Annotated in this window: 13 protein-coding genes; 5 read left to right on the plus strand and 8 right to left on the minus strand. The window is 69.1% G+C overall.

From position 1 onward, the window contains the following. Positions 1 to 6: 6 nt before the first annotated feature. From I1A62_RS36330 to I1A62_RS36340, 3 genes are all read left to right on the plus strand, one after another. The gene (locus I1A62_RS36330; RefSeq protein WP_219457040.1) at positions 7 to 669 is read left to right on the plus strand and encodes an SRPBCC family protein; all 663 of its coding nucleotides are present in this window, start codon (positions 7 to 9) and stop codon (positions 667 to 669) included. Next, a complete protein-coding gene (locus I1A62_RS36335) occupies positions 666 to 1883 on the plus strand; it encodes a VWA domain-containing protein (protein ID WP_219457041.1) in 1218 nt (405 codons plus the stop codon). Before I1A62_RS36330 ends, I1A62_RS36335 begins: the two co-directional genes overlap by 4 nt. A 481-nt stretch (positions 1884 to 2364) precedes the next feature. After that, positions 2365 to 4125, plus strand: a complete 1761-nt coding sequence (locus I1A62_RS36340) for an MOSC domain-containing protein (protein WP_219457044.1) — start codon at positions 2365 to 2367, stop codon at positions 4123 to 4125. A 23-nt stretch (positions 4126 to 4148) separates the two neighbouring features. On the opposite strand, the gene ligD is transcribed toward I1A62_RS36340, so the two are convergent. From ligD to I1A62_RS36355, 3 genes are all read right to left on the minus strand, one after another. Beyond that, positions 4149 to 5120: a non-homologous end-joining DNA ligase gene (gene ligD, locus I1A62_RS36345; protein WP_219457045.1), complete on the minus strand. Its 972-nt coding sequence runs from the start codon at positions 5118 to 5120 to the stop codon at positions 4149 to 4151. Between the two features lie 137 nt (positions 5121 to 5257). Then, positions 5258 to 5692 carry a PAS domain-containing protein gene (locus I1A62_RS36350; RefSeq protein ID WP_124392504.1) on the minus strand — a complete coding sequence of 145 codons (435 nt, stop codon included), beginning with the start codon at positions 5690 to 5692 and terminating at the stop codon, positions 5258 to 5260. Between the two features lie 70 nt (positions 5693 to 5762). Continuing rightward, positions 5763 to 7379, minus strand: a complete 1617-nt coding sequence (locus I1A62_RS36355) for a serine/threonine-protein kinase (RefSeq protein ID WP_219457047.1) — start codon at positions 7377 to 7379, stop codon at positions 5763 to 5765. Between the two features lie 142 nt (positions 7380 to 7521). On the opposite strand from I1A62_RS36355, the gene I1A62_RS36360 reads away from it, so the two are divergent. Beyond that, complete coding sequence (locus I1A62_RS36360; protein ID WP_219457049.1) at positions 7522 to 8010, plus strand: FBP domain-containing protein; 489 nt, start codon at positions 7522 to 7524, stop codon at positions 8008 to 8010. Positions 8011 to 8211: 201 nt separating this feature from the next. On the opposite strand, the gene I1A62_RS36365 is transcribed toward I1A62_RS36360, so the two are convergent. Further along, positions 8212 to 9330, minus strand: coding sequence for an AbrB family transcriptional regulator (locus I1A62_RS36365; RefSeq protein ID WP_124392501.1), 1119 nt, complete (start codon positions 9328 to 9330; stop codon positions 8212 to 8214). A gap of 90 nt (positions 9331 to 9420) precedes the next feature. Between I1A62_RS36365 and I1A62_RS36370 the strand changes: the two genes are divergently transcribed. Further along, positions 9421 to 10119, plus strand: coding sequence for a GntR family transcriptional regulator (locus tag I1A62_RS36370; RefSeq protein ID WP_219457051.1), 699 nt, complete (start codon positions 9421 to 9423; stop codon positions 10117 to 10119). A 9-nt stretch (positions 10120 to 10128) separates the two neighbouring features. On the opposite strand, the gene I1A62_RS36375 is transcribed toward I1A62_RS36370, so the two are convergent. The 4 genes from I1A62_RS36375 to I1A62_RS36390 form a co-directional block, all read right to left on the minus strand. Then, entirely contained in the window at positions 10129 to 11508 is a 1380-nt protein-coding gene (locus tag I1A62_RS36375) for a tripartite tricarboxylate transporter permease (protein ID WP_219457053.1), read from the minus strand. Next, the gene (locus I1A62_RS36380; RefSeq protein ID WP_219457054.1) at positions 11505 to 11984 is read right to left on the minus strand and encodes a hypothetical protein; all 480 of its coding nucleotides are present in this window, start codon (positions 11982 to 11984) and stop codon (positions 11505 to 11507) included. Before I1A62_RS36380 ends, I1A62_RS36375 begins: the two co-directional genes overlap by 4 nt. 32 nt (positions 11985 to 12016) lie before the next feature. Beyond that, positions 12017 to 12859 carry a hydroxymethylglutaryl-CoA lyase gene (locus I1A62_RS36385; RefSeq protein WP_374710849.1) on the minus strand — a complete coding sequence of 281 codons (843 nt, stop codon included), beginning with the start codon at positions 12857 to 12859 and terminating at the stop codon, positions 12017 to 12019. A gap of 127 nt (positions 12860 to 12986) precedes the next feature. Beyond that, entirely contained in the window at positions 12987 to 14261 is a 1275-nt protein-coding gene (locus tag I1A62_RS36390) for a hydroxymethylglutaryl-CoA reductase, degradative (protein ID WP_219457056.1), read from the minus strand. Positions 14262 to 14305: the final 44 nt, after the last annotated feature.

A 14305-nucleotide genomic window follows, 5' to 3' on the forward strand; every position in this document is an offset into this window, starting at 1 on the left:
TCCGCCATGAAGATCGCCAACGAGTTCACCGTCAGCGCCCCGATCGAGCAGGCGTGGGAGGTGCTCAGCGACCTCGAGGAGGTTGCCCCCCTGCTGCCCGGCGCGCAGATGACCGGGCGGGAGGGCGACGACTACCTGGGGAAGGTGAAGGTCAAGGTCGGCCCGGTGACGAGTGAGTTCAAGGGCAAGGCCACCTTTGTCGAGCGCGACGAGAAGGAGCACCGCGCCGTGATCGACGCCCGCGGCCGGGACTCGCGTGGTTCCGGCAACGCGTCGGCGACGATCACCGCCCAGTTGCACGAGGCGGGCGACGGCACCCGCGTCACCGTGGACACCGACATGAAGATCGTCGGCAAACTCGCGCAGTTCGGCAGCGGAATGATCCAGCAGGTGTCGGAGAAACTCATGGGGCAGTTCGCGGAATCGCTGGAAGCGAAACTCTCCGGAGGGCCTGCCGACCAGCCCGCGGCCGAACCCGAATCAGTCGGTACCGCCACCGACGCCGCCGACACCACGACGCTGTCCGTGGCACGGCCCGCCGCCGAACCGGCGCCGCTGGACCTGCTGGCGCTGTCCGGTGCGGGTGCGTGGAAACGGTACGCCCCGATCCTCGCTGCCGTCCTCGCGGGAATCGTGGTCGTCCTCGTGGTGGGCCGCCGCAGGCGATGACCGCGTCGGGCATCCTGCGGGGTGTCGATCTCGCCGCGTTCGCCGTGGCACTCGTCGCCCGGTTGCGGGCCCGCGGCGTCGTCGTCTCGGCGAGCGGTCCCGCGGTGTTCGTGCAGGCGCTTCACCTGTCGCCGCCCAATTCACGTTCGCGGCTGTACTGGTCGGCGCGTCTGACGCTCGTCAACCGCGTCGACGACCTCGTGTCGTTCGACGCGGTGTTCTCCGCGGTCTTCGAGGACGCGTTGCTGTCGGTCGACCCGCATGCGCGGCGCACCGCGGCCGGGCGGGAGTCGGCCCTCGCCGCCGTCCGCGACGGCCGCGACCGGCCCGGCGACGCGCAGGGCGTCGAGGGCGTGCCGTGGATGACCCGACCGCTGATGACCGGCGGCGACGACAACACCGAGGACGGCCTGCACGACACGCTCACCGCGGTGCCGGACACACTGCCCAGCAGGCTCGTGGCCCGCGCCGACGAACCCTTCGCCCGATTCGACCCCGGCGACCTCCGGGCCCTCGGAGCCTGGCTGGAACAGGCCACCGCGGCGTGGCCGTCCCGCCGCACCCGGCGTCGCGAAGTGCATCGCCGCGGCAGGCGTATCGACCTGCGGGCCACCATGAACCGGTCGAGGGCCACGGGTTGGGAGCCGGTGGTGCTCGCGCGGAGCCGCGCCCGGAACCGTCCGCGCCGCATCGTCATGCTGTGCGACGTGAGCCGGTCGATGCAGCCGTACGCCGCGATCTACCTCCACCTGATGCGGGCGGCGGTGCAACGGCAGACCGCAGGCAGGCCGGAGGTGTTCGCGTTCTCCACGTCGCTGACGAGGCTGACCCCCGTGCTCGCCCACCGCAGCGCCGAGACCGCCGTCCGCAGGGCGAACGAGAAGGTGGTCGACAGATTCGGGGGCACCCACATCGCGGGCAGCGTCAGTGAACTGCTCGCGTCCCCGCACGGCAACGCGCTGCGCGGCGCACTCGTGGTCATCGCGTCCGACGGCTGGGACAGCGACGACCCGGAGCGCCTGGCACACGCCCTCACCCGGGTGCGTCGTCGCGCCCATCGCCTGGTGTGGCTCAACCCCCGCGCCGGTGACCCCGGCTTCCGGCCGCTCGCCGGTTCGATGGCAGCCGCGCTGCCGTTCTGCGACGCCTTCCTCCCCGCGCACTCGCTGTCCGCGCTGCGCGACGTGCTGGACGTGATCGGCCGGCTGGGCTGAGCGGGTGGCCCGACTCCACCCCCAGGGTGCCTGGCAAGGGTGGTGTCCTTCCCGGATGCTCGAACGACGGTGCTGGACACCGCGCTTCAGCTCACAGGAGGAACAAATGTCGAACACCAGAACTTCCGCCAGGATCGTGGCGGCCATCGGGGCGATCCTCGCGGCCCTGTCGATCTCGTTGGTGGGAACCGCCGAGATCGCCGGCGCCAGACCCTGTCAGAACGATTGTCACGCACCCGTTCCCAAACCTCCGGTCGACGGCTGCCAACTCTGCAATCCCAACCCGCCACCGCCTCCGCCGCCACCGCCCCCGCCGCCCCGGTAGGGAAGGGCTCGGTATGCGAGACACGCGCCTCGGCCGCACGGTCGGGGCGCGTGTCGCGTTGCGGTCACATGCCGGGTCGTTGATCCGCGGGACGGGATGACAGATGATCGATCGGGGGCCGATCGAGTGTCGTACCGACCAGAAGAGGCGAATGCCGTGGCCAGGCTCAGTTCACTGAATGTCGGGATGCCCCGGGACGTGTCCTGGCGAGGACGGACGGTCCACACCGGCGTCTGGAAGCGGCCCGTCGACGGCCCGCGGACGGTCCGGAGACTCAACATCGACGGTGACGGCCAGGGCGACCTCGGCGGCCACGGTGGTGAGATCCGCGCCGTGCTCGTCTATCAGAACGAGTCCTACCGCCACTGGCGCGAATACCTCCGCCGTGACGATCTCGAACCCGGACATTTCGGGGAGAACTTCACCGTCGACGGTCTGCCCGACGACGAGGTCTGCATCGGTGATCGCTACCGTATCGGAACCGCGGTCTTCGAGGTCACCCAGCCCCGCGTGACGTGCTACCGGGTGGGCATGCGCATGAACGAACCGCAGATGGCGGCGTTGCTCGTGTCCCACCGCAGGCCCGGCTTCTACCTCCGGGTGATCGAGGAAGGGGAGGTCGAGGCCGGGCAGGGCATCGTGAAGGTCGCCGCGGGCCCGGAAGCGGTGTCCGTCGCGGAGATCGACGCGCTCCTGTACCTGCCCGGCCACCCCCGGGACGCACTCGAACGGGCGTTGCGGATCCCGGCGCTGAGCCCCGGGTGGAAGGAGTCGCTGCAGAGCATTCTGGACCGAGCAGGTTCGGGCGTCGGCGGAAACGTCGGGCTGACGAAGACCGCAGGCAGCCCGCCGCCGGCGTGGCCCGGCTTCCGCACGCTCACGGTGACCGGGATTCACGAGGAGAGCCGCCGCGTCCTGTCGTTGTCGTTGGCCGCACCCGACGGTTCGGCGTTGCCGTCCTGGCAGGCGGGGCAGTCGATCACACTGCGCCTGCACCCCGACGACGTGCAGGGCCCGGTGATCCGCAGCTATTCGCTGTCCAACCGACCCGGCGCCACCGACTACCGAATCAGTGTGAAACGGGAACCGCACGGCGTCGCAGGCAGATACGTCCATTCCCGTGTGCGCCTCGGTGACACCCTCGAGGTGGCGGCCCCGCGAGGAACGTTCGTCCTGGACGGCGAGGCGAGGCCGGTGGTGCTCGTCTCCGCGGGTGTGGGCGTCACACCCCTGCTGTCGATGTTGTACGCACTCGTGGAAGCGGGTTCGTCGCGGCAGGTGTGGTGGGTCCACGGTGCCCGTGACGGATCCGAGCATCCCTTCGCCGAGGAGTGCCGCGATCTCCTGGACCGGTTGCCGGGCAGTCATTCGCACATCGCCTACAGCAGGCCTGCCGACACCGACAGCAGGGGCGCCGACTACACCACGGCGGGCCGGATCACGGGGGAACTGATTGCGAGTCTCGGTCTGCCCGCCGACGCGGATGCCTATCTGTGCGGGCCCGCGTCGTTCATGGCCGATCTCGGATCCGCGCTCGCCGCCGACGGGCTCGACCCCGCGCGGATCCACGTCGAAACGTTCGGTGCGGAAGGAGCTCTCAATCCCGGTGTGGTTCAGGATTCTTCACGGGCGCCCCATCCGCCGTCCGGGCCGCAGGGCGCAGGCCCCTCCGTCTCGTTCGCGCGCAGCGGGCTTACCGTGCCGTGGGACGCCGGGCGGGGAACCCTCCTCGAATTCGCCGAGGCGTGTGACGTGCCGACGCGCTGGTCCTGTCGCACCGGCGTCTGCCACACCTGTGAAACGGTGCTGCTGTCGGGGGCCGTCGACTACGACCCGGAACCCATCGAACCGCCGGCGGCCGGGAACGCCCTCATCTGCTGCACCAGTCCCGCGGACGACGTGGTGCTGGACCTGTAGCGGTTCTGGACCTGTAGCGCCGACTAGTCCTCCGCGCCACCGGGATCCGACTCGCCCTCCGCCTCGTCGCGGTCCGCCCACTCGAGCAGCGGCTCGAGCGAGAACACGGCGTCGTCGATTCCCGCGTGCAGATCACCGAGTGTCGCGAACCGCTCGGGGACGGTGGCGATCGTGAACTCGTGTGGGTCCACGTCGTCGATCTCGTCCCACGTCACCGGGGTGGACACCGTCGCGTCGGGCACACCCCGCACCGAATACGCACTGGCGATGGTGTGGTCGCGGGCGTTCTGGTTGTAGTCGACGAACAACTTGCGCGGATCCCGGTCCTTCCGCCACCAGGTGGTGGTCACGTCCTTCGGTGTTCTGCGCTCCACCTCGCGGGCGAAGGCCAGCGCGGCCCGCCGGACGTCGCCGAATCCCCAGTCTGGCCGGATCCGGACGTAGACGTGCATGCCGCTGCCGCCGGACGTCTTCGGCCACCCCGTCGCACCCAGTTCGTCGAGCACCTCGTGCACCACCCCGGCGACGCGCCGCACCGTGTCGAACCCGCACTCGGGCATCGGGTCGAGATCGATCCGCCACTCGTCGGGACGTTCGACGTTCGCGCGGCGCGAGTTCCAGGGATGGAACTCGACCGTCGACATCTGCACCGCCCAGACCACGTCCGCCGGATGCGTCACGCATAGTTCGTCGGCGTGGCGGTTGTACCGCGGAAACGTCACGCGGACCGTCTGCACCCAGTCCGGCGCACCGTGCGGCAACCGCTTCTGGTGCACCTTCTCGCCACTCAGACCGTCCGGGAAGCGGTGCATCATGCAGGGGCGTTCGCGCAATGCGCGCACGATCCCGTCGCCGACGCTCAGGTAGTAGTTCGCGAGGTCCAGTTTCGTGGCGCCGATGGCGGGGAAATAGACGCGCTCCGGGTGCGAGATCCGCACGGTCCGGTCGCCGACCTCCAGTTCGACAGCGGGTGACTTGTCCTTACCGGTCGCCATGCAGCCAACCTAACCCGCGGCAGATCGGGTCCGCGCGGTTTCGCGGCCATCCTCGTCGCGCTGTGTGCACAGCGATTTGCCGGATGCGGGCGCAATTGTTTGGAATCCGGCAAATGTCTACGCAACTGTGGCGCGGGTCAGAACCCCGGCGCCCGGCCGCCGTTCCACAGTTGTTCGGTGACGTCGTGGAAGCAGACGAGGGTCACCGGGTCGTCCTGCCGGCGGAGGATGGGCCTGCTGACGAGTGCGCGGACCCGCGATCCGTCCTGATGGGCGAGGTCGACGGGGGTGGTCGCCGACTCACGGAGGTGTTCGACCGCGGCGGCGCCACTCGACGCTTCGTCCAGGTCGAGGAGTTCGGACACCGGACGCCCGCGCAGTGACGCGACGGGGTGCCCCAGCATCCTCTCGAAAGCACTGTTCGCGTGGACCACCGTGCCGTCGTCCTCGACCGCCAGGACGGGAACCGGTAGGCGCTCGAGCAGGACGAGGGCGGGTAGCTGCTCGAGGTAGCCCAATGGGGTTTCCGGGATCGGGCGACGTCTCTCCTCATGATCTGCCTCTGCGCTCACAGCCCTATACTCTCACCGATTCCGACCGCCCGTCCCGTTGTCGCCGCAGACGGCGATTCATCGGCGCAATTCACCGGTATGCGGACTCGATCATCGGTTCTGTCGCGAGGACCTTGCCGTCGCCGCCGACGATGGTCAGGGCGGTCGGGGTGAGCCGGTACTCGGTGCCGCCGTCGCCGGTGGCGACGAAGCCGGAACCGCTGGGGCTGGGGTCGTCGACGGAGATCGCGGCGCCGTCGCTGATGCGTACGCCCTGGTAGTAGTAGCGTCCGACTCCCGTCTCGCAGACCACGACCAGAGACTTCGTGGTGCGACCGATGAACACGGCCGGATTGGTGTAGTTGCATCGTGCATCGGACGGGGGCAGGAAGCCCTGCCGATCGGCGCCCGACACCTCGCCGACGATCGGCGGCGGGGGAGCTGTCGTAGTTCTTGCCGTCGTTCGCGGCGGAGTCACGGCGGGCGGGACCGTCGCCGGAGCTGCCCTCGTGGTCGCGACGGGGACGTCCTCCGTGACAGGAGTGCGCACCTGACTGCTGCCGGCCGCGGCGACCGCGGGGTCGTCGGGGTTGTTCCGGTCCAGCACGAGCCATCCGACCACCCCGGCGAGTGCCAGCAACGCGATCACCAGCACGGTCACCGTCACCGGGACGGCTACCGAGCGCCGCGCAGGCGGGGCGGAGTAGGGAGTAGGCGGGTAATAGGGAGCTTGCGGAGGCGGGGCGGGCGGACCGCTGTGGAACGCGGTCGGAGGGTAGACGGGTGGACGCCCGCGGTCGTCGACCCGCGTCGGCTCGGACCACGGGACCTGCGACGGTTCCGGGCGGGTCGCGATGTCGGTTTCGGTCTTCTGCTCGCGAGCGGTCAACGCGGAGCGGGCTGCCGCCGCGAAGTCGCCTGCCGACCGGTAGCGATCGTGGGGGTCCTTGGCCAGACCCCGGGCGATCACCTCGTCGAACGTGGCGGGCACGTCGGGCCGGATCGAGCTGGGGCTGGGCACGGGCGTCGTGAGGTGCGCCCGGATCGCGCTGCTGATGCTGTTGGACGGGAACGGAATGGATCCCGTGAGGCATTCGTAGAGGACGCACGCCAGCGAGTAGACGTCCGCGCGGGCATCGACCGGTGCGTTGTCGAACCGCTCGGGCGCCATGTACGCGTAGGAGCCGACAGCGCTGCCGAGGGTGGTCAAACGGAGATCGGAACTCGAGTGCGCGATACCGAAGTCGACGAGGTACGCGAATTCACCGGCCGTGACGAGGATGTTCTCCGGCTTGACGTCGCGGTGGATGAGACCGTCGGCGTGCGCGGCGTCGAGCGCCGCCGCGATCTGGTCGACGACCGCCACCGCGTGTGCGGGGCCCATCGGGCCACGCGAGCGGAGCAGCGCCCGCAGATCCTGCCCGACGACCAGGCGCATGTCGATGTAGAGCACACCGTCGATCTCGCCCCAGTCGTGGATGGGGATGACGTGCGGCTCCTGCAGCCGGGCCGCGGCATGCGATTCGCGGCGGAACCGCTGCTGGTACGTGGGGTCTTTCGCAAGGTCGACGTCGAGGATCTTGAGTGCGACGGTGCGATCCTTGGTGGTGTCGTACGCCTCGTACACCTCACCCATTCCGCCTCGTCCGAGCAGAGCCCGGAGATGGTAGTGCCCGAACTGCGAGCCGACCCGTGTACCTGCCGCCATTCCCATCCCCTCGAAGCCGGAATCAGCACGATACACGCAGCGTCGGACACGTGGATCGCCGAAAATCCGTTGCCCGTCGCTGCCGCGGTCCGTAGTGTCACGAGGCTTTGTCCACCCGTCGACAGAAGGAGTTCTTTTCGTCATGGAACCCGTCACCGAACACGACATCAGGTCGTCGTTCATCAATTGCTCCAAAGGCGACGCCAAGCGCCTACCGGTCCCTCGTGACCTGGACGATCGGCCGTGGGAAGATCTCGACTTCCTCGGCTGGAGCGACCCGTCGTTTCCCGGCCGCTGTTACGTCGTCGTACCGCGGGAGGGTCGTCTGGTCGGCGTCGCGCTGCGCTACGAGACGGGCGGTTACCGCCGCGCGCAGATGTGCACGGTATGTATGACCACCCATGCCAGTGGCGGCGTCTCGCTGATGACCGCGCGTAAGTCGGGGGAGTCCGGACGCCGGGGCAACTCGATCGGCACGTATATGTGCGCCGATCTCGCGTGCTCGCTGTACGCGCGCCGGAAGAAGTCGCCCGCGCTCGGCAGGCAGTACCGCGAGGATCTCGAACCCGAGGAGAGGATCGCGCGGGTTCGCGACAACCTCGACGCCTTCATCGCGCGCGTCTACGGCTGATCGAACCCCGACACACCAACCTGCAGCCCGGTGGCTGCCGACGAGAATGAGAGGTAGATGCCATGCGCCGACATTCGAGAAACCACTGTCCGGCACACCCCGAGTTCGGAGACACTGCAACCGAACTCGGGGTGTGGGGGATTCCTCTCCGGTCGAGACGGCCCGGACGTGACCGGACCGCCTCGTCCGGAGGGGATCCCGCTACGCTCGCCGGCGCCGAGAACTGAAGTGGGCGAACGCCTTCGCCATGATCGGGGTGGTGACGAGCATGATGACCAGGCGTAGCACCTGAGCGGCCGCGACGAACGTGACGTTGGAGGAGGTGGAGGCCGACACGGCCAGCACCGCCGCCAGACCGCCGGGGGTGGTGGCGAGATAGGCCTCGAGGAGGCTCGCTCCGGTGAGGTGGGCGAGGAGGACGCCCAGGCCCGCGCAGGCCGCCCCGACCAGGAGAGTGAGCAGCGCGGCGTACGGCAGGATCCGTCCGATCGCCCGCAGGCTCGCCCGGTCGAATGCGAGCCCGGCCTGCCAGCCGATGAGGATCAACGCGGCGGTCATCAGCATCGGCGGGACCGAGACCGCGTCGCTCCAGCCGCCGAGTTCGAATCCGGCGCTCACCGCCAGCGGCCCCAGCGTCGCGGGTGCGGGCAGTCGCAGAAGGGACGCCAGGGCGGTGCCGCCCACGATGAACAGTGCCAGGAACGGCAGTGCCACATACCATTCGGCTCCGCCGCCGTCGGTGGCCGTCGCCGTCCCCGTACCGGTATCCGCGCGGAAGCCGAACGTGACGATCATCGGCATCGACACGACGACGAGCGCCACCCTCAGATATTGCACCACCGCGACGATGCGGTCGTCGCCGCCGAGTTCGCGGGCCATCGCGACGAGTCCGGTGGCGCCGCCCGCCGTCATGGAAAGGGATCCGGTCACCGCGTCCACGTCGCGATGCAGCGCGAGGAGGGCGCCGGCCGCCACGCTGATCACCAGGGTCGCGGCCGCGATCGAGACCACCGGCACCCACAGCGAGCCCAGGGCGGCGATCGTCTCCCGGTGCACCATCAGCCCGACCGCGCTGGCCAGCACGCCCTGCGCAAGCTTGCCCAGCGGGCTCGGCACGCGGGACGGACCCCATCCGGTGACGGCCAGGGCTGCCGCGACGATCAGGGCCGCGAAGAGACCCGCTGCCGTGAGTCCGATGCTCTCGCCGAGCGCCCAGCCTCCGGCCGAGAGTGCGATCAGTGCAGCCCATCGGAGTCCGTGCCGACGCAGTCGGGATGCGCGCGTCGGCACGGTTCGTTCGGGGGTGTGCACGTCGTTCACGATCGGACGCCTGCTTCGGGATAGTTTTCTTCAATGGTGTGCATCAATGTATACCTTAGCTCATACCACTGCGAACGTTAGGATGTATGCATGGCGGGCGAGAGTAAGAGTGAGCAGGTATACGGGCAGCTCAGGGCGAACATCCTGAACGGGGTTCTGTCGCCGGGGCAGTCGCTGAGCGCTCTCGACGTCGGCGCGCGATACTCGGCGTCCCGTACCCCCGTCCGGCAGGCCTTCCTTCGGCTCGAGGCGGAAGGCCTGGTCTCGCTCGTCGACCGGCAGGGCGCACGGGTCGCTCCCATCTCGATCAAGAGCGTTCGCGACCTCTTCGAACTGCGCATCCTGCTCGAGGCGGCCGCGGCGCGGATGGTCGCCGAGGCCGTCACGCGCGATCGTGCGGCGCGGCAGCAGTTCGAAGAGGTGGCGGAAGCGCTCGGGGCAATCGCCGAGGAGGCGCCGTCCGAATCCCGGCATGATCGTTTCTACGCACTCACGGAAACCTACGACCAGGCCGTCATCGCGCACACCCGGAACGCGCAACTGGCCCGATCGATCGCCGAACTCCGGCCGCACACCGAGCGACTGCGCAACATCGCCCACTCCCGCCCCGACCGCCTCGACGTCTCGTTGTCGGAGCACCTGACGATGTGCCGTGCGATCCTCGCGGGCGACGGACCGGCAGCCGCTGCGGCGTGCGCCGAGCACCTCACGCAGACGCAGAAGACCATCCTCGACGCCGTCGTCGACCCGCACGGATCGGCCGTCGCCATCGATTTGGTCACCGCGTAGCCGGCGCGGTCAGAGCGCGAGGATCGCGGGGACGCTGAGGACCGCCACGTAGTACCCCATGAACAGGACGCCTGCGTGGATCTTGAACGCCCGTGACAGGAGACCGCCGACGAGTCCGACCGTGAGGGTGACGGCGAGTCCGAGGATGCCGCCCTCCCACACGCTGATGACGACGACCAGGCCGGTGAAGGTGGCGATGATCGCCTCGTGGCTGACGTGCCGGACGACGAGGGTGGCCGCGCGGTGGGCGAAGTTCATCGCGAACGGGTACGCGATGATCGCGGCGATCAGCACCGCGCCGAGACCGTAGAGAAGGAACTCCCAGTTCGTCAGTGCCGTGGACAGGTTGCGGATCTGCCCGGTGCCGTCGTCGGTGGTGAAGACCGGCGGGGCGTTGAACAGGGGAGCGGCAGGCCCTGCGGCGACCGGACTCAGTGGCAGGCCGAACGCGATGAGCGGAATGAGCGCTTCGGCGATGTACGTCGATTCGGTGGTGCCGTTGCGGGCGGCGATGACCGACGTCAACCGGTGGTAGCCCTGCTTGACCCGGGATCCGACGACCTCGCCCATGAGCACGGTCATGGCGACCGGGCTGAAGACGAACGTTGCGCTGGATACCGTCGCGGTCGCCGCGACGTGCGCCGTCTGCTTACTGTCGAGCATCCGGAACGGATTCGGGAAGTACCCGTTCCACCCCTTGATCTCGGGGGCGAGCCACACCGTCGCCGGGTCCTTCCTGGCCATGTCCTTGCGTCCGGACGCGCCGAGCACGAGGAACAGATCCGCGATGAGGGGGCCGACCGCGATGCCGAGGAAGTAGCTGATGTTCAGGGAGACGTCGTAGCTCTTGGTCAGCGACTTCAGGGCAAGGACGAGAACGACGAACGGCACGAGCGCGGCCACCCCGGACCATTTGCCCGGGGACGTGTAGGCGATCGCGACGGCGGCCACGAGGAACAACCAGGGCGCGATCGACTGGACGGTGTCGGCGACCGGTGCGAGCAGGGTTGCGAACAGCACCGCGACGGGGACGGCGATGAATGCGGAGATGATCGCACCCGAGATCGCCTTGCGCAGGGCGATGTGCGGCACACCGAGGCTGCGCAGCAACCGCGCCTCGCGCATCAGCGGCACGGCCATCGTGTCGCCGGGGATGCCGAGCAGTGTGGTGGGCACCGCGTGGGTCATGTGCTTGGCGACGGCGCCGGCGAGGAAGAACGTGAATACCGCCGCGGGCGGGGCGCCGAGCAGGATGACCAGCAGGGTCAGCGGTGCGATGGTGGCCGTCTCGTCGGTTCCGGACACCAGCCCGATCAGGGAGAACACGACGGCGCCGATGACGCCGAGCGCGATCGCGACGAGGACGTCGTTGGTGAGCAGCACGCTCATGATCGTCCGCCCGTCTCGGGTCCGTGCGTCTCCGCCCCGACGAACCGGTCGTAGAGGTCGAGATCCTTCAATTCCTGGACCGTCTGGGCAGGCAGGTCGCTGACCGACCCCAGCCCCTGACGTTCCTCCTGCAGCACCCGGATCACGTCGCCGACCTTGTCGCCTTCGGACGAGTCGACGGCGATGTTCCGCTTGGGTCGGAACAGCTTCCCGCTGACAATGCCCGCGACGAGGCATGCGGCGATGCCGACCAGAAGCGCGTACGCGTCCGCCAGGGACGAATCCGTGACGAAGGAGTTGAAGAGCGCGGTGGCGCCGAGGAGCGCGCAGACGCTCACGACGATACCGATGACGACGGAGACGGCGAGATCTCGTCCGGCCACCGTGTCGCCCCACACCTCGAGGTAACGAGGCCGGGGCGTCTGATCGTCGGTGGGCGGGGGCGCCTGCGAGGCGGGCTGGCTTTCGATGGACATCGTCTGTTCTTCCGTGTGAGGGGTGTCGTGCACTAGGCGCGGGCGGCGGTGAGGGCCGTCGCCACCCGCGACGGGCTGGGATGGCCGATGTGCCCGGCCATCCAGCGGGAGGTGTCGGTCAGGGTATCGAGGTCGATGCCCGTGTGGATGCCGAGGCCGTGCAGCATCCACACCAGGTCCTCGGTGGCGAGATTCCCGGTGGCGCCCTTCGCGTACGGGCATCTGCCGAGGCCTCCTGCCGCGGTGTCGAATTCGGTGACTCCCGCGATCAGTGCGGCGTGGACGTTGGCGAGTGCCTGGCCGTACGTGTCGTGGAAGTGTCCGGCGATGGAGCCGACCGGCACACCGGCGGCCACGACGGCGTCGAGCACGGCGCGGACGTGGCCGGGGGTGGCGACGCCGATGGTGTCACCCAGTGAGATCGACGTGCATCCCATGCCCATCAGTTCGGCGGCGATGTCGGCGACACGGCCGGGATCGACACGTCCCTCCCACGGGTCACCGAAGCACATCGAAATGTAGCCACGGGTGCCGATTCCTTCGGCGCGCGCTCCCTCGACGACCGGCCGTGCGTTGCCGAGAGCGCCGGCGACGGTGGTGTTCAGGTTTTTCCGGGCGAACGTCTTGGTGGCGCTGACGAAGACGGCGATCTCCCGGGCGCCCGCGGCAAGTGCCCGCTCCAGCCCCCGCTGGTTGGGGGCCAGCACGACCTGGCGGACGGTGTCGGGCAGGTCGAGTTCGGCCATTAGCGACTCTGCGTCGGCGAGTTGCGGAATCCATTTCGCGGAAACGAAACTTGTCACCTCGAGTGAACGGACCCCGGCGGCCACGAGCCGGCGGCAGAACTCCGCCTTGACCGCGGTGGGGACGAGGATTGACTCGGCCTGGAGCCCGTCGCGCGGTCCGACCTCCTAGATGCGGACCGCGGAGGGAAGCGCGGGGTCGGCGAACGCGTGGGGCGCCGGACGCCACACGGGTTCGGGATTCGCGGGGGTGGTCATGTCAGTGTCCGGAACGGAGGTCGGCGAGCACCTTTTCCGCGTGCTCGACCCGGATGCGCTGGTCGTCGATGAGCCGCGTGACCACGATTTCGAGTTCGTCGCCGGTGGCGCCGGCCGAGGCGGCGATGGTGCGGGCGTGCAGACTCATGTGACCGCGCTGGATTCCCTCGGCGGCCAGGGCGCGGCACGCTCCCAGGTTCTGCGCGAGCCCCACCGCGACGATCACGTCCGCCAGCTCCGAGGCGGTGGAGACGCCGAGCATCTTCACCGCCGCTTGCGCGACGGGGTGCACCTTGGTGGCGCCGCCCACCAGCCCGACGGCCATCGGAACCTCGAGGGTGCCGGAGAGGTGACCGTCCGCGGTCTTCTCGAAGTGCGACAGCGCCGTGTACCGGCCGTCCGCGGCGACCGCATGCGAGTGGCAACCGGCCTCGACGGCGCGGGTGTCGTTGCCGGTGGCCAGGACGGCGGCGGTGATGCCGTTCATGATGCCCTTGTTGTGGGTCGCGGCGCGGTAGGGGTCGGATTCGGCGAGCGCGGACGCATGCACGATGTTGTCGACCACCTCTGCGCCGCCGAGCAGATCCTTGTCGAACACGGCCCGAGCCCGGGTGATGCGGAGGTCCGCCTTGTTCGTCAAAATCCGCAGCAACGAACGCCCGCCGGAGATTTCGGCGAGCCGGGGAGCGATCGCCTCGGCCATGGTGTTGACGGCATTGGCGCCCATGGCATCTCGCACGTCGACGTGGATGTGCACCACCACGTGCACGCCGGTGCGCGTCGGGACGAGTCGCACGGTGAGGTCGCGGGCGCCGCCGCCGAATCGGACCAGCATCGGATCCTGGGCATTGGCCAGTTCGATGATCTCCGTGCGTGCCTCGAGCACCCGCAACCGGGACGCCTCGGGATCGGGGCAGTCGAGGATCTGGATCTGGGCCTGCATCACCGGATCGGTGCTGGAGGTGTGGAAGCCCCCGTGCATCCGCGCCATCCGGGCGGCGTTGCTGGCCGCGGCCACCACGGACGGCTCCTCGGTGGCCATCGGGACGAGGTAGTCGCGCCCGTTGACGGTGAAGTTGGTTGCGACACCCACCGGGATCGCCATGACCCCGACGACGTTCTCGATCATGTGATCGGCCTGATCGATGCCGAGACCCTGCCCGGGATCGAAGACGGCGACGTCGAGTTCGGACAGGCCGGTCCTCTCGGCGATCACTGTGCGGCGCTGCTGCGCGCTGGAATCCTTGAGACCGGGGATGCGGCTGTTGACGGGCACTGTGTTCCTCCACGTACTCACGGGCGGGGGCGTGTGGTGAGCCC

The organism is Rhodococcus sp. USK10, from assembly GCF_019378875.1.
Taxonomy (GTDB): Bacteria; Actinomycetota; Actinomycetes; order Mycobacteriales; family Mycobacteriaceae; genus Rhodococcus_F; species Rhodococcus_F pseudokoreensis.